The 17,794-nt window shown below is 75.1% G+C and carries 1 protein-coding gene; it reads right to left on the bottom strand.

The features are described 5' to 3' along the window. Positions 1-34: 34 nt before the first annotated feature. On the bottom strand, positions 35-17,764 hold the full coding sequence (locus ACFZDK_RS19305) for a type I polyketide synthase (protein WP_390973891.1): 17,730 nt from the start codon (positions 17,762-17,764) through the stop codon (positions 35-37). Between the last annotated feature and the right edge of the window lie 30 nt (positions 17,765-17,794).

Here is a 17,794-nt window from a genome sequence, read left to right as displayed (position 1 = left end):
GCCTGAAGCGGGGTCGGGCGTGCGGGTGAGCCGGTCACCGGCCGAACCGTTCCTGGATGAAGCCGAGGACCTCCTCGGCGGTCGTCGCCGACGCCAGCGCGTCCCCCGGGCTGTCGTCGTCACTGTCGCTGCCGCCGTGGGCTTCCGGAGCGTCCGGGAGCCGGGTCAGCAGGGCGCGCAGCCGGGCCGCCACCGCGGCCGACGCCGGTCCGTCGAGGCGGTCGAGGACGGCCTCCAGACGGTCCAGCTCGTTGTCCGCCGAGGGTCCTTCGGACGGCGGGTCGTCGTCGACGTCCAGTTCGGCGGCGACATGGGCCGCCAGCGCCTCCGGCGTGGGATGGTCGAAGACGACACCGACGGGCAGCCGCAGCCCGGTGGCCGCGCCGAGCCGGTTGCGGAACTCCACCGCCGTGAGCGAGTCGATGCCCAGTTCGCGGAAGAGCCGGGTGGGCGAGATCTCGTCCGGATCGGCGTGGCCGAGCACCGCCGCGAGCTGACGCAGCACCAGATCCCGTACCACCGCGCCGCGTTCACCCGGCGGAGCGGCCGCTACCCGGTCCCGGAAGCCGGAACCGGTCTCCGCCGGGCCGGTGCCGTCCGCCGCCTCCCCGGCCGCGGGCCGTGTCGCCTCCCGGTAGCCGGGCAGCTCCAGGAACAGCCGGGTGGCGCGGACCCCGGCCGGGTCGGCGTCCAGACGGGTGAAGTCCACGTCCGCGACGACCAGATGGCCGCTGTCGGAGCCCACCGCCCGCTCCAGCGCGCGGACCGCCCGCCGCGGGTCCATCGACTCCATCGCGAACCGGTGCAGCCGGTTGGCGATCACCTCGCCGCCCTCCAGACCGCTGCCGCCCGCCCAGTGCCCCCAGCCGACCGACAGCGCGGGCAGGCCGAGCGCCCGGCGGCGCAGCGCGAGCGCGTCGAGGTAGGCGTTGCCGGGCGCGTAGCCGCCCTGCCCCGCGTCCGCCGTGACGCCCGCGAACGACGAGAACAGCACGAACGCCTCCAGCGGCAGGTCCCGCGTCAGTTCGTCGAGGTGGCGTGCCGCCCGCGCCTTCACCCGAAGCGAGCGCTGGAGTTGGGGGAGCGTCAGGGAGGTCAGCAGCGCGTCGTCCACGGCGGCGGCCGTGTGCACCACGGCGGTCAGCGGATACTCGGCCGGCACCCGGCCGAGCAGCGCCGCCAGCTCCGCCCGGTCGCCCAGATCGCAGGCGACGACGGTCACCCGGGCGCCCAGCGCGGCGAGTTCGTCCGCCAGCTCCCGCGCCCCCGGCGCCTTTGGGCCCCGCCGTCCCGTCAGCAGGAGATGGGGTGCCCCGAGAGCGGCCAGATGCCGGGCCACCTGCCCGCCGAGCGCGCCCGTGCCACCGGTCACCAGCACCGTGCCCGTCGGCTTCCAGCCCTCCGGCCGCTCCGCCTGCGGGGCCGGCACCAGGCGCCGGGTCAGGGCCGCCGACGTCCGGATCGCCACCTCGTCCTCGCCGGTGGCCCCGGAGACCACGGCCACCAGCCGGGTCAGTGCCCGTGGGTCGAGATCCCCGGGCAGGTCGACCACCCCGCCCCACCGCTCGGGATGCTCCTGACGGGCGGTGGCCCCGAGCCCCCACACCATGGCCTGCTCCGGCGCGGCCACCGGGTCCGTCGGCTGCGCACCGACCGCGCCCCGCGTGAGCACCCAGAGCGGAGCCGCCAGGTCCCGGTCGCCCAGGGCCTGGTCGACGGCGAGCGTGGCCGCCAGCGCGCGCGGCACGGCGTCATGGCCGGCGTCGGCGCCGTCGAGCAGTCCGGTCAGGGCCAGTACTCCGGCGGGCGCGGCGAACTCGCCCAGCTCGTTGAGCTTGCCCAGCCCCTCCAGTGCTTCGGCGACGGCCGTTCGGTCGGCTCCGGCCGGGACACCGAGCCGCGTCACCCGCGCCCCGTGCGCGCCGAGCGCCGACTCGACCTGTCCGGCGACCGGTCCGACGGCCGGGTCCTCCGGGACGAGCAGCAGCCAACCCCCGGAGAGCACGGGCCGCGCCGGTGTGGCGACCGGCTCCCACACCACCCGGTGCCGCCACCGGTCCAGCGCGGCGTCCTCCCGCGACCGGTGCCGCCAGTCGGCCAGCGCCGGCAGCACATCTTGGAGGGACGCCAACTGGCCGTTCACCAATGGCAGTTCGCCCACGAGAGCGTCGATGTCCCCCCGCTCCACGGCGTCCCAGAAGCGTCGCTGCGCCGAGTCGTCGTCCGTGACCGGCGGCGGCACGGCCGCCGGGGCGGCGAAGTAGGCCGACTGGCGCGGTGCGTCCAGCCAGTAACGCTGCCGCTGGAAGGCATACGTCGGCAGCTCCACGGGGCCGGGCGGGACGTGCGAGTACACCGCGCGCGGCCAGTCCACCGGCACACCGGCGACGTATGCCGCACCCAGCGAGGCCGCGAGCCGGCGCGGCCCGCCCTCGTTCCGGCGCAGCGTCCCCAGCGCGACGGCCGAGGCGCCCGCGTCCTCCAGGGTCTCCTGAAGACCCGTCAGCAATACCGGGTGCGGGCTGACCTCCAGGAACACCCGGTGCCCGCGGGCAACCAACTCCCGTACCGCTTGGTCGAACCGGACGGGTTCCCGCATGTTGTCGTACCAGTAGTCGGCGTCCATCCCGGAGCCGTCGGCCACGGCTCCGGTGACCGTCGAGACGATGGGCACGGAGCCCGCCCTCGGCGCGACCGGGGCCAGCTCCGCGAGGACGCGCTCGCGCACCAGCTCCACCTGCGCCGAGTGCCCGGCCGCGATCGCCCCCTTCACCCGCCGGGCCCGCAGCCCCGCCTCCTCCGCGTCCGCCAGGAACTCGCCGACCGCGGCGGCCTCGCCCGACACCACCACCGAGGCGGGCCCGTTGACCGCCGCCACACTGAGCCGGTCGCCCCAGCGAGCCAGGCGTGCCGCCACCGACTCCCGGGGCGCGGCCACCGACGCCATCGCGCCCAGCCCGGACAACTCCTCCTGCATGGTCCTGCTGCGCAGGCAGATGATCCGGGCCGCGTCCGGCAGGGTCAGGGCGCCCGCGACACAGGCCGCGGCCACCTCGCCCTGCGAATGCCCCACGACGGCCGCCGGCACCACCCCGGCCGCCTCCCAGGTCCGGGCCAGCGCCACCATCACCGCGAACAGCAGCGGCTGCACCACGTCGAGCCGCTCCATCGAGGGCGCGCCCGGACGGTCGTACAGCACGTCCAGGACCGACCAGTCGACGAACTCGCCCAGGGCCGCGTCGCATTCGGCCAGCGCCAGTCGGAACGCCGGTGAGGTGTCGAGGAGTTCGACCGCCATGCCCGGCCACTGCGAGCCCTGGCCCGGGAAGACCAGGACGGGCCCGGCGCCCGGCGCCGCCGCCCCGGTGGCCAGCTGGGCGTGCGCCTCACCGTCCGCCAGGGCGGCCAGCGCGGCCAGCGCCTCGTCCCGGTCACCGGCGACCACGGCCGCCCGGTGCTCCAGGTCGGTCACGCGTGAGGTCGCCAACGCGCACCCAAGGAGCGGGAGTTCGATTTCGGGGCGGTCGGCGAGGGAGTCGTGGAGCCGCCGGGCCTGATCGCGCAGCCCGGCCGCGGTGGCGGCGGAGAGGGGGAGGACGGCGGGGGCGCCGGAGGTGGCAGGTCCGGCGGCGAGCGGGACGGCACCGGTCGGGGCGACGAGGGGCTCCATCGCGAACTCCTCCGCGAACTGCTCCGGGCGCTCCGCCGGGAGTCCGTCCGGGAATTCCTCCGCCTGCTCCAGGATCACATGCGCGTTCGTCCCGCTGATCCCGAATGCCGACACGGCCGCCCGCCGGGCCCGCTCCACCTGCGGCCACTCCCGTGTCTCGGCGAGCAGTTCGACCCCGCCCGAGGACCAGTCGACGTGCGAGGAGGGCTCGGCCAGATGCAGGGTGCGCGGCAGCACGCCGTGCCGCAGGGCGTGCACCGTCTTGATGACGCCCGCGATGCCCGCCGCGGCCTGGGTGTGCCCGATGTTCGACTTCAACGAGCCCAGGTACAGGGGCCGTTCGGCGGGGCGGTCCTGACCGTAGGTGGCGAGCAGCGCCTCCGCCTCGATGGGGTCGCCGAGCGGGGTGCCGGTGCCGTGGCCCTCGACGGCGTCGACATCGGCCGGGGTCAGCCCGGCGTCGGCCAGAGCCTGTCGGATCACCCGCTGCTGCGAGCGGCCGTTGGGCGCGCTGAGCCCGTTGGAGGCACCGTCCTGGTTGATCGCCGTACCCCGGACGACGGCGAGCACCGGATGCCCGTTGCGCCGCGCGTCCGACAGCCGCTCCACCACCAGGGTGCCGATGCCCTCGGAGAACGCGGAGCCGTCCGCGTCCTCGGAGTACGAACGGCAGCGCCCGGTCCGCCCGAGCACCTGCTGCCGGCTGAACTCCACGAAGCCGCCCGGCGTCGACATCACCGTGGCGCCGCCCGCCACCGCCAGGTCGCACTCCCCGCCGCGCAGCGCCCGCACCGCGAGATGCAGCGCGACCAGGCCCGCCGAGCAGGCCGTGTCGAGCGTGAGCGTCGGCCCTTCCAGGCCGAAGACATACGCGACCCGGCCGGACAGCACACTGGCGGTGTGCCCGAGCAGCAGATGGTTGGCGACGCCCTCGGGTGCGTCGGACACCCCGCCCGCGTAGTCCTGCTCGCCCGCGCCGACGAACACACCGGTGTTGCTGCCGCGCAGCGAGGTCGGCGGGATCCCGGCCCGCTCGAACGCCTCCCAGGTCGTTTCCAGCAGCAGCCGCTGATGCGGATCCATGGCCAGCGCCTCACGGGGCGAGATCGCGAACAGGCCCGCGTCGAAACCGGCGATGTCGTCCAGGAAGCCGCCTTCGCGCGAGTACGACGTCCCGGTCGCGGCCGGGTCCGGGTCGTACAGGGCGGCCAGGTCCCAGCCCCGGTCGGCCGGGAAGTCGGTGACGGCGTCCCGCTCCTCGGCGACCAGCCGCCACAGGTCCTCGGGGCTGACCGTGCCGCCGGGGTACCGGCAGGCCATGCCGACGATGGCCACCGGCTCGTCCGCCGACAGGACCGGCGCCGTCCCGGACTGTCGTTCCGCCGCGGATCCCCGCTCCAGGCCGGTGAGCCGGTCGCGGACCGCGGCGGCCAGATCGCGCGGGGTGGGGTGGTCGAAGACGACGGTGGCGGGCAGGGCCAGTCCGGTCGCCGCGACGAGCCGCCCCCGCACCTCCACGGCGGTCATCGAGTCCAGGCCCAGGCTCTTGAAGGTCCGGGTGACGTCGAGATCGTGTGCCGAGTCGTGCCCGAGCGCCGCCGCGACCTCGTCCCGCACCAGCGCGAGCACCGTCCGCTCCCGCTCGACGGGCGGCAGCTCCGCCAGCCGCCGGGCGAGGCCGTTGTCCGTCTCCTCCTCCTCGCTCTGCGGTGCCGTGAGCGCGAACAGCGGTCCGGGCCGTACGGCGGCGAACACCGCCGGGAGCCGGTCCCAGTCCACGTCGGCGACCACCCGGCAGGCCTCGCCCGACGCCAGCCCCTGCCCCAGCGCGGCCAGCGCGTCGGCCGGGGCCAGGGGGCGCAGCCCGCTGTCGCGCAGCAGGCCGGCCAGCGTGTCGTCGGCCGCCATCCCGGCTCCCGCCCAGGGGCCCCACGCGACACTGGTCGCGGGCAGCCCGTCGCCGCGCCGCCGCTCGGCGAGGGCGTCCAGCACCGCGTTGCCGGCGGCGTAGGCGGCCTGTCCGGTGCTGCCCCACACCCCGGCGATCGACGAGAACAGCACGAACGCGTCCAGTTCCAGGCGGAGTTCCCGGCTCAGCTCGTCCAGGTGGCGCGCTCCGGCGGCCTTGCCCGCCGTCGCCGTGGACCACCCCTCGGCCGACAGCCCGGCCACGGGGCACGCCTCGACGACACCGGCCGTGTGGAATATGGCGGCTGGGCGGTGACGGGTCAGCAGCTCGGCGAGCGCGGCACGGTCGGCGGTGTCGCAGGCCGCCACGGCCACCTCGGTGCCGTGCTCGCGCAGGGCCGCCACCAGGTCGGCCGCACCGGGGGCCGCCTCGCCCCGGCGGCTGGTCAGGACGATCCGCCCGGCGCCGTGCTCGGCGAGCCAGCGGGCCACCTGGGCGCCGAGCGCCCCGGTGCCGCCGGTGACGAGGACGGTACCGGCTGGGCGCCAGGGGCGTGCGGGACGTTCGGGGGCGGTCGGCTCCGAGGCCGACTGCGAGGCCGGTACGACACGGCGGCCCAGCACCCGCCCGGCACGCACCGCGACCTGGTCCTCACGGCCGGGCCGGACACCGTCGGCGAGTACGGCGCACAGGGCGTCCAGGTCCCGGTCGCCGAAACCGCCCACATCAACCAATCCACCCCAGGCCGCGGGCAGTTCGAGCGACACCACCTGCCCGAGACCCCACACCGCGGCCTGCGCCGTCTCCCGCACCGCATCCTCCGGCCCGGTGGTGACGGCACCCTCGGTCAGGAACCACACCGGGGCGTCCGCGGCGACCCGAGCGGCCTCCACCGCGAACCACCCGGGATCGGGGGCGAGCGCGGCCACGGCCACGACCCCGGCGAAACCGTCGGCGGGTGCGCCGGGGTCGTCGGTGTCGCCGGTGGGGCGCTCGGCCGTGTCGGGGCCGGCGGTTTCACCCGTGGAGCCCCCGACCCCGCCGCCGTCGCCGTCGCGTGCCTCGGCCCGCTCGGCGATACCGGCGCAGGCCGCAGCCCCGTCGGCGTCACCGGCCCGGTCCACCACGGCCTCCGCACCCGCCCGTGCCAGCGCGTCGAGCAGAGCCGTCACCCGCGCGTCCGCCGGATCGGTCCCGGCGGGCAGCATCACCCGCCACCGGCCCTGCAGCCGCGCCCCGCCGCCGACCACCGGCCGCCACTCCACCCGATGGGTGAGGCGCCGCAGCCGGTCCGTGCGGTCCGGCTCGGTGAGCAGTGCGTCGAGCGTCCGCGTCTGTTCCTCGCTGAGACCCAACTCGCGGACGGCGTCGGCGAAGTGGGCCATCGAGCCCGTCCTCGGGGCCGACGGGTCGAGCCAGTAGCGGCGATGCCGGAAGGGATAGGTGGGCAGCTCGACGACCCGCGCGGCGCTGCCGTCGAACGCCCTCGCCCAGTCCACCGCCAGCCCCGACAGGTGCAGCGCCGCCAGCGCCGCCACGAAGGCCGGTACCTCGGGACGGTCCGCGCGCAGCGCCGCGACGACCACGGGGGACGCGTCCGCCGGCACACTGTCCCGGACCGCTCCGGCCAGCACCCCGGCGGGCCCCAGCTCCAGGTATGCCGTCGCGCCCGCCGCGTGCAGGGTGCCGACGCCGTCCCCGAAGCGGACCGTCTCGCGCACATGCCGCACCCAGTAGGCGGGCGAGCACAGCTCCTCGGCGGTGGCCGGGCCACCGGTCACGTTGGACACGACCGGCAGCACCGGGGGGCGGAAGCCGACCCCGGCCAGGACGTCCGCGAAGTCGGCCAGCATCGCGTCCATGTGCGCGGAGTGGAAGGCGTGGCTGACCCGCAGCCGTCGTACCCGCCGCCCACGCGACCGCAGCCGCTCCGCGACCTCCTCGACGGCCTCCCGGTCTCCGGAGACCACCACGGCCGACGGCCCGTTGACCGCCGCCACACTCACCCGGTCGCCGTACCCGGCGAGTTCGGCCGCGACCTCGTCCTCCGTCGCCTCCACGGCGGCCATCGCCCCGTCCGCGCCAACGCCTCGCATCAGCCGCCCCCGGGCGGCCACCAGCGCACAGGCGTCGGCCAGGGACCAGACCCCGGCCACACAGGCCGCCGCGAACTCCCCGATGGAGTGCCCGATCAGCAGGTCGGGCGTCACACCCCAGTGCTCCAGCAGCCGGTAGAGCGCCACCTCGACGGCGAACAGCGCCGCCTGCGCGTGGTCGGTACGGTCCAGCAGCTCCGCGTCCGAGCCGAACACGACGTCCCGCAGGGGCTCTTCGAGATGCGGTGCGAAGTGCGCGCACACCTCGTCGAAGGCGGCGGCGAACACCGGCTGGGCCACGTAGAGTTCACGGCCCATGCCGAGCCGCTGGCTGCCCTGCCCGCTGAAGACGACCGCCAGCCGGCCCTCCTCCCGCGCCCGGCCCGTCAGCACCCCGGCGGCCGACCGCCCCTCGGCCAGCGCCCGCAGCCGCTCCCCGGCCTGCTCCGGCCCGTCGGCGACCACCGCGGCCCGCCAGGGCAGGGCGCTGCGCGTGGTCGCCAACGACCAGGCCACGTCCACAAGTTCAGTACCGTCCGCCGACACCGTCTCGGCGATCCGCGCGGCCTGCGCGCGCAGCCCCTTCTCGTCGGCCGCCGACAGCAGCAGCGGTACGACGGCGGGATCCGGTCCGCGCTCCGGCGGCTCGGCCTCCGACGGCGCCTGCTCCAGGATCACATGGGCGTTCGTCCCGCTGATCCCGAAGGACGACACGGCGGCCCGCCGTGCCCGGCCCACCTCGGGCCAGGCCCGGGTCCGGGCCAGCAGCTCCACCCCGCCCGCCGCCCAGTCCACGTGCGACGAGGGCGTCGCCGCGTGCAGACTGCGCGGCAGCACCCCCTCGTCCATGGCCATGATGGTCTTGATCACGCCGGCGACTCCGGCGGCGGCCTGGGTGTGCCCGAGGTTGGATTTGACCGAGCCCAGGTACAGCGGCCGTTCGGCGGGCCGCTCCCTGCCGTAGGTCTCCAGCAGGGCACCCGCCTCGATCGGATCGCCCAGCACGGTGCCGGTGCCGTGGCCCTCGACGGCGTCGACGTCGGCCGGGGCGAGCCCGGCGGCGGTCAGCGCCTGGCGGATGACCCGCTGCTGTGCGGCACCGTTGGGCGCGGTCAGCCCGTTGGAGGCGCCGTCCTGGTTGACGGCGCTGCCGCGCAGCACCGCCAGCACCCGGTGCCCGTTGCGCCGGGCGTCCGACAGCCGCTCCACCAGCAGCATGCCCACGCCCTCCGACCAGCCGGTGCCGTCGGCGTCCTCGGAGAACGACTTGCAGCGGCCGTCCCCGGCCAGCCCGCCCTGCCGGGAGAACTCCACGAACGTGTCCGGCGTGACCATCACCGTGACCCCGCCGGCCAGCGCCAGATCGGACTCCCCGCGCCGCAGCGACTGCGCGGCCAGATGCAGCGCCACCAGCGACGACGAGCACGCCGTGTCCACCGTCAGCGCGGGCCCGTGCAGTCCGAGCGCGTAGGCGATCCGGCCCGAGGCGACACTGCCCGCCCCGCCCGTCAGCAGATACCCCGCCACGCCCTCCGGCACCTCGGCCGTACCGCTGCCGTAGTCGTGGTACATCAGGCCGGCGAACACCCCGGTCCGCGAACCGTGCACGGCCTCGGCCGGGATCCCCGCGTGCTCCAGCGCCTCCCAGGACACCTCCAGGAGCAGCCGCTGCTGCGGATCCATGGCCAGTGCCTCGCGCGGCGAGATCCCGAACAGGGCGGGGTCGAAGCCGGCGGCGTCGTCGAGGAACCCGCCCTCGCGGGTGGCGCTGGTGCCGTGGGCGCCCGCCGCTGTGTCGAACAGGGCGCCCAGATCCCAGCCCCGGTCCACGGGGAATTCACCCACCGCGTCCCGCTCCTCCAGCACCAGCCGCCACAGGTCGGCGGGCCCGCTCACCCCGCCCGGATATCGGCAGGCCATGCCGATGATCGCGACCGGCTCGTCGGCGTCGCGCACCGCCGTGACGGCCTCCGTACCGCCCGGCACCGGGTCCGCGCCGGACAGCCGCCCGTCCAGGAAGCGGGCCAGCGCCCGGGGCGTGGGGTGGTCGAAGACCACCGTGGACGGCAGGGCGACCCCGGTGACCGTGGCCAGTCGGTTGCGGACCTCCACCGCCATCAGCGAGTCGACACCCAGCTTCCGGAACTCGCTCGCCGCATCGAGCCGTTCACCGCTCGCGTGCCCGAGCACCAGCGCCGTCTCGTCGCGCACCACGCCCAGCAGCAAGCGCTCCCGCTCGTCATCGGACAACCCGGCCAGACGCCCCGTGAACCCGCCCGCCCCGGCCGACGGCGCGGTCTGCGCGGCCGTCCGCCGTACGGTCCGCGGCGCGAGCCGCGACAGCAGCGGCGGCACCGGACGGCCACCCCGCACCAGCGCCCCCACGTCGAGCCGCGCCGGCACCAGCGCGGCCGGGCCCCCGGCCCGGGCCGCCTCGGCGAGACCCGCGTCCAGCAGCGCCAGCCCCTCCTCGGCCGACAGCGGCAGTACTCCGGCCCGCCGCATCCGGGCCAGGTCCCGCGCGTCCAGATGCCCGGTCATCCCGGACGGCCGCTCCCACAGCCCCCACGCCAATGACAAGGCAGGCAGGCCGAGTTGCGTCCGATGGACGGCCAAGGCGTCCAGATAGGCGTTGGCTGCCGCGTAGTTGGCCTGTCCCGGGTTACCCAGCACCCCCGCCACGGACGAGAACAGCACGAACGCCGACAGCTCCGCCCCGACGGTCAACTCATGCAGATGCAGGGCCGCTCGGGCCTTCGGCCGCAGCACCGCCGCCACCGCCTCCGCGCTCAGCCCCGCCACGGTGGCGTCCTCCAGGACACCCGCCGCGTGCACCACGGCCCCCAGCGGATACCCCGACCCCTGGACGTCCGCCACGACCTGCGCCAGCGCCTCCCGGTCCCCGAGATCACAGGCCCGCACGTCCACCACGGCGCCCGACCCGGCCAGCTCGCCGACCAGTTCGGCCACCCCGGCCGCCTGTGGACCGGACCGGCTCAGCAGCAGCAGCCGCCGCACTCCGTGCACGGTGACCAGGTGCCGCGCCACCAGCGCCCCCAGGCTCCCCGTGCCGCCGGTGATCAGCACCGTACGGTCGGCGTCGAAGGACGGCGCCACGGCATCCGCGGCGCGCGGCTGCCGTATCAGACGCGGCACGTACGACACCCCGTCCCGCAGGGCGAGTTGGGGCTCGTTCCCGAGCACCTCGGGACCGACCTCGGCATCCGCGTCGACCAGCACGAACCGGCCGGGATGCTCGCTCTGCGCCGACCGGACCAGCCCCCAGACGGCGGCCCCCGCCGGGTCGGTCACCCGGTCGCCCTCACCCACCGAGACCGCACCCCGGGTGCGCACCACCAGCGTGCGGTCCCGAAGCGCCGGATCGGTCACGAAGCGCCGCACGACCTCCAGCGCGGTCAGGACCGGCTCCTCCGCCTCCACAGCCGCGGACGAGGCGAGATCCAGCAGCACGGGCAGGGCGTCGCCGTCCGGTACCGAGCCCCGCGCCGTCTCCAGCACCGCGCCCCACTCCACCACCCCGGCCCCGGCCACCACCCCGGCCCCGGTTTCCTCCCACCGCACGGCGAGCAGCGACCCGGACCGCGCACCCGCGCGCAGCGTCTCCCCGGCCACTGGCAGCAGCACCAGCGACGCCACCGACACCACTGGCGCCCCGGCGCCGTCCACGGCCGTCAACTCCACCGAGTCCGCCCCCGTACGGCGCACCAGGACCCGTAGGACCCTCGCGCCCGAGGCATGCACCCGCACCCCCGACCAGGCGAACGGCAGCCGGATGCCCGCCTCTTGGGACAGCAGCCCCGTGGCGGCCACGGCATGCAGGGCGGAGTCGAGCAGCGCCGGATGCACCACGAACCCCTCGGCCGGGCCCGCCTCCGCGGGCAACTCGACCTCCGCGAAGACCTCGTCACCACGGCGCCACAGCGCACGGACGCCCTGGAAGGCGGGGCCGTAGTCGTACCCCTGGGCGGCGAGTCCGTCGTACACCCCGCCGACGGGCACGGCCCGGGCAGCGGGCGGCGGCCAGGCGCCGAGACCGTGGTCGGGCGTATCACCGGAGCCGCCCTCGGTGAGCACACCCTCGGCGTGCAGTGTCCACTCCGCCGCCGAACCGCCCGGACCCGGCCTGGAGTGGACCGTCACCGGACGGTGCCCCTCCGCGTCCGCCTCACCCACCGCGACCTGTACGGTCACCGGCCCCACGAGCGCGAGCGGCGCACGCAGCGTCAGCTCCTCCACCGAGCCGCACCCGACCTCGTCACCGGCCCGCACCACCATCTCCACGAACGCCGTACCCGGCAGCAGCACCGTGCCCGCGACCGCGTGATCGACGGACCACGCCGGAGCCCCCACACCGAGCGCACCCGTGAGCACCACCCCCGCACCCGCCAACGGCACCGCCGCACTCAGCAGCGGATGGTCCCGCCCGTCGACCCCGGGCTGCGCGGCGGCAGCCGGCGTGCGCTCCAGCCAGTAGCGCTGGTGTTGGAAGGGATAGGTGGGGAGGGCGACGGGTCGGTCGGGAGTGCGGCTGGCCCAGGTGGGGGTGGTGCCGGTGACGTGGGCCCGGGCGAGCGCGGCGACGAAATCGGCCGGCGCGCCCTGCCCCCGACGCAGTGTGTAGAGGCTGGTGAGGTCGCCGGCCTCCTGGATCGCGGGGGTGAGGACGGGGTGGGGGCTGGCTTCGATGGTGGTGCGGTGTCCGGTGTCGAGGAGGTGGGTGAGCGCCTGGTGGAAGAGCACCGGGCGGCGGAGGTTGGCGTACCAGTAGGCGGCGTCCAGCTCGGGACCCTCGACCACTTCCCCGGTGACCGTCGAGACCATGGGCAGCACGGACCGCTGCGGACGGATGTCGGCCAGCGCGGTGGTGATCTCCTCGTGGAACGCGTCGACTTGGGCGGAGTGCGAGGCGTAGTCGACGTTGATGCGCCGGACGTGCAGGCCCTCTCCCTGCCACCGGGCGGTGAGTTGGTCGAGGGCTTGGGGGGTGCCTGAGACGACGGTGGTGGTGGGGGAGTTGTGGGCGGCGATGGTGGCGTCGAGGCCGGTCAGGTGTTCCTGGACCCGGTCGGCGTTGGTGTTGACGGTGGCCATGCCGCCGTGGCCGGAGAGCCGGCGCATGGCGGTGGAGCGGATGGCGACGATGCGTGCGGCGTCCTGCAGGGTGAGGATGCCGGCGATGTGGGCGGCGGCGATCTCGCCTTGGGAGTGGCCGATGACGGCGGCGGGTTGGATACCGGAGGCGGTCCAGAGGCGGGCGAGGCTGGTCATGACGGCGAAGAGGGCGGGCTGGACCATGTCCACCCGTTCCAGCCATGCCTCGTCGGTGCCCGTCAGGGTGTCGATGAGGGGCCAGCCGGTGAGTGGGTCGAGGGCTTGGGCGCAGGCGTCGAGGGCTTGGCGGAAGGCGGGGTCGTCCGCGTACAGGTCGCGTCCCATGCCCGCCCATTGCGAGCCCTGCCCGGGAAAGACGAAGACCGGACCCCGGCCCGCCGATGTGGCCACACCCGTGACCACGTGCGGGAGGCTGACGCCGTCGGCCAGGGCGTGCAGACCCTCGATCGCGTTGTCGCGGTCGTCGGCGACCACGACTGCCCGGTGGGAGAGCAGTGCGCGGGTGGTCGCCAACGCGTGTGCGGCATCGGCGAGTTGAAGGTCGGGGTCGGTCTCCAGCCGTTCCGCGAGACGCGCGCCCGAAGCCGCCAACGCGTCGGCGCTCTCGGCAGAGATGAGCAGAGGCAGCCCGGTCGGCGCCTTCCCGGTTGGGGACGATGCCCGGTGCTCCTCCTCCGGCTGCTCCAGGATGACGTGCGCGTTGGTCCCGCTGATCCCGAACGCCGAGACGGCCGCCCGGCGCACCCGCCGTACCTCGGGCCAGGCCCGGCTCTCGGTGAGCAGTTCCACCGCGCCGGACGACCAGTCGACGTGTGACGTCGGCTCGGAGATGTGCAGGGTGCGCGGCAGCAGCCCGTGCTCCAGGGCGAGGACCGTCTTCATGACCCCGGCGATGCCGGCCGCGGCCTGGGTGTGCCCGAGGTTGGACTTCGCCGACCCGAGGTAGAGCGGGTGGGCGCGGTCCTGCCCGTACGTGGTGAGGAGGGCCTGGGCCTCGATGGGGTCGCCGAGCCGGGTGCCGGTGCCGTGCGCCTCGACGGCGTCCACGTCGGCCGGAGCCAGCCCCGCGGTGTCGAGCGCGGTGCGCAGAAGGCGGGCCTGGGAACGGCCGTTGGGCGCGCTGAGGCCGTTGGAGGCGCCGTCCTGGTTGACGGCCGTACCGCGGATCACGGCGAGTACGGGATGGCCGTTGCGGCGTGCCTCGGACAGGCGCTCCACCAGCACCGTACCCACCCCCTCCGACCAGCCCGTGCCGTCCGCGGACTCGTCGAAGGCCTTGCAGCGGCCGTCCGCCGCGAGTCCGCCCTGCCGGGAGAACTCCAGGAACATGCCCGGCGTCGACATCACACTGGCACCGCCCGCCACCGCGAGATCGCACTCGCCGCCGCGCAGCGACTGGACCGCCAGATGCAGCGCGACCAGCGACGAAGAGCACGCGGTGTCGACGGTGAGGGCCGGACCCTCCAGACCGAACACATAGGCCAGCCGTCCGGACGCCACGCTCGCCGCGTGCCCGGTCAGCAGGAAGCCCTCGCTGCCCTGCGCCGGACCGGGCGTGGTGTAGGTGGCGTAGTCCTGCTCGTTCGTGCCCACGAACACACCGGTACGGCTGCCGCGTAGGGAACCGGGGTCGATACCGGCCCGCTCGAAAGCCTCCCAGGCCGTCTCCAGCAGCAGCCGCTGATGCGGGTCCATCGCCAGCGCCTCGCGCGGTGCGATACCGAAGAGGCCGGCGTCGAAACCGGCGATGTCGTCCAGGAACCCGCCCCGACGGACGTATGTCGTACCGGAGTTGGACGGATCGGGGTCGTACAGCTCGTCCAGGTTCCACCCCCGGTCGGCCGGGAAGTCGCCGATGGCGTCCCGCTCCTCGACCAGCAGCCGCCAGAGGTCCTCCGGCCCCCGCACACCCCCGGGGAAGCGGCAGGCCATCGCGACGATGGCGATCGGATCGTCGTCCACCACAGCGGCACCCTCGGCGTCGGCGGACTCCGCCGGGCCCGGCTCCTCCGTCAGGTGGGCGGCGAGCTCGGCCGGACTCGGGTGGTCGTAGGTCGAGTTGACCGGCACCCGGCGCCCGAGCAGCGCCGACAGCCGATTGCACAGCTCCACGCCCGCGAACGAGTCGAAACCGAGGTCCTTGAACGTGGACCGCGGCGGCACGTCGGCGGCCGACGCATGTCCGAGCACCCGCGCGCATTCATTGAGTACGACGTCCAGCACATCGCCGGACCGAGGCGCGCCGGACGGCATCTCGGGTTCTTCCGGGGCGGGCGTCAGGTCCACGGTGCCCGTGGGTTCCGCGACCGCACTCGGCCAGTAGGAGCGCCGCTGGAAGGGATAGGTGGGGAGGGAGACACGGCGGGCGGGAGCGGGAAGCCGGTTGGTCCAGGTGGGGGTGGTGCCGGTGACGTGGGCCTGGGCGAGGGCGGTGGTGAAGTCGGCGAGGGTGCCCTGTCCTCGGCGCAGTGTGTAGAGGCTGGTGAGGTCGCCGGCCTCCTGGATCGCGGGGGTGAGGACGGGGTGCGGGCTGGCTTCGATGGTGGTGCGGTGGCCGGTGTCCACGAGGTGGGTGAGGGCCTCGTGGAAGCGGACGGGGCGGCGGAGGTTGGCGTACCAGTAGGCGGCGTCCAGTTCGGGGCCTTCGACCATGTCCCCGGTGATCGTCGAGACCATGGGGATGACGGCCGCCCGGGGGCGCACGTCGGCCAGGGCTTCGATGATCTCGCCCTGATACGCCTCGACTTGGGGGGAGTGGGAGGCGTAGTCGACGTGGACGCGGCGGACGCGGATGCCTTGTGCGATGCAGGTCTCGGTGAGTTGGTCGAGGGCTTGGGGGGTGCCTGAGACGACGGTGGTGGTGGGGGAGTTGTGGGCGGCGATGGTGGCGTCGAGGCCGGTCAGGTGTTCCTGGACCCGGTCGGCGTTGGTGTTGACGGTGGCCATGCCGCCGTGGCCGGAGAGCCGGCGCATGGCGGTGGAGCGCACGGCAACGATGCGTGCGGCGTCCTCCAGCGTCAGTACACCGGCGATGTGGGCGGCGGCGATCTCGCCCTGGGAGTGGCCGATGACGGCGGCGGGTTGGATACCGGAGGCGGTCCAGAGGCGGGCGAGGCTGGTCATGACGGCGAAGAGGGCGGGCTGGACCATGTCCACCCGTTCCAGCCATGCCTCGTCCGTGCCCGTCAGGGTGTCGATGAGGGACCAGCCGGTGAGCGGGTCGAGGGCTTGGGCGCAGGCGTCGAGGGCTTGGCGGAAGGCGGGGTCGTCCGCGTACAGGTCGCGTCCCATGCCCGCCCATTGCGAGCCCTGCCCGGGAAAGACGAAGACCGGACCCCGGCCCGCCGATGTGGCCACACCCGTGACCACGTGGGGGGCGTTGGCGCCGTCGGCGAGGGCCCGCAGGCCGCTGATGGCGGTGTCGCGGTCGTCGGCGACCACGACCGCCCGGTGCGGGAGCAGTGCGCGGGTCGTTGCCAACGCGTGTGCGGCGTCGGCGAGTTGGAGATCCGGGTCGGTCTCCAGCCGTTCCGCGAGACGTGCGCCCAGCGCGGCCAGGGCACCCGCGCCGGCCGCCGACACCACCAGTGGCACTGCGCCGACCGGCTCGGAGGCCGGTGCGGCTACCGGTCGGGCGGGCGGTGCCTCCGCGAGGAGCACATGGGCGTTGGTGCCGCCCACGCCGAATGCCGACACACCGGCCACCAGCGGTCGGTCCGGCTGGGGCCAGGGTCCCGGCGCCGTCCGGACGCGCAGCCGCAGCCGGTCGAAGGGGATGGCGGGGTTCGGGGTCTCGAAGTTGAGGCTGGGCGGGAGCGCCCGATGGTGCAGGGAGAGCGCGGTCTTGAGGAGGCCCACCACGCCGGCCGCGCCTTCGAGGTGGCCGACGTTGGTCTTGGCCGAGCCGACCGCGAGGTCGTGCGTCCGGTCGGGTGCCATGCCGAGTGCGGCGCCGAGTGCCGCCGCCTCGACGGGGTCGCCGACCGGGGTGCCGGTGCCGTGCAGTTCGACGTACTGCACCTCCCCGGGGCGCAGGCCCGCGTCCGCGAGCGCAGCCGTGACGACCTCCCGCTGGGCCTCGGCGTTCGGTACGGCCAGGCCCTCGCCGGCACCGTCGTGGTTGACGGCGGAGCCGCTGAGCACGCAGTAGACGCGGTCGCCGTCGGCCAGCGCCCGGGACAGCGGCTTCAGGACCACCAGGGCACCGCCCTCGCCGCGGGCGAACCCGTTGGCGCGGGCGTCGAAGGTGTGGCAGCGGCCGTCGGGGGACAGGGCGCCGAAGCGGTCGACGGCGGTGGTGCTCTCGGGCGCCAGGTTCAGCTGGACACCGCCGGCCAGGGCGAGCGCCGCCTCGCCGCGGCGCAGCGCCTCGGCGGCCAGGTGGACTGCGACCAGTGACGAGGACTGGCCGCAGTCGACCGTCAGACTGGGCCCCCGCAGCCCCAGCGAGTAGGAGAGTCGGTTGGCGATCACACCTCGCTGGACGCCGGTGAACATGTGCCGCGTGATGCCTTGTGGGCCGCCGCGGCGCAGGAGGGTGGCGTAGTCGTCGGCGATCGCGCCGACGTAGACGCCCGCGGGGGTGCCCCCGAGGGAGTCGGGGGCGATACCGGCGTCCTCCAGCGCTTCCCAGCCCAGTTCGAGGGCGAGTCGCTGCTGGGGGTCGATGGCCGGCGCCTCACGGGGGGAGACGCCGAAGAAGGCCGCGTCGAAGCCGTCGACACGGTCCAGATAGCCGCCGCGCCGGGCCTGCGGGGCGGCGGCGGAGTCGGCGGCCGGGTGCCGGTGGGGCGGCGGTTCGGAGATCGCGTCGCGGCCCTCGCTCAACAGCCGCCAGAACGCGGACGGGTCGGGAGCGCCCGGCAGCCGGCACGCCAGGCCGATCACCGCGACCGGCTCGTCACGCGGGCCTGTGGGAGCGCCGGCACCTGTGGTCGAGTCGTCAACCGCACGCATTGCAGACATCCCTTTCGCCGAACCGCCGGA

It is taken from the genome of Streptomyces sp. NPDC007901 (assembly GCF_042959465.1).
In the GTDB taxonomy this organism is placed as follows: Bacteria; Actinomycetota; Actinomycetes; order Streptomycetales; family Streptomycetaceae; genus Streptomyces.
Note: the sequence above shows the minus strand (reverse complement) of the source record. Positions and strands in the feature narration are given on the sequence as shown.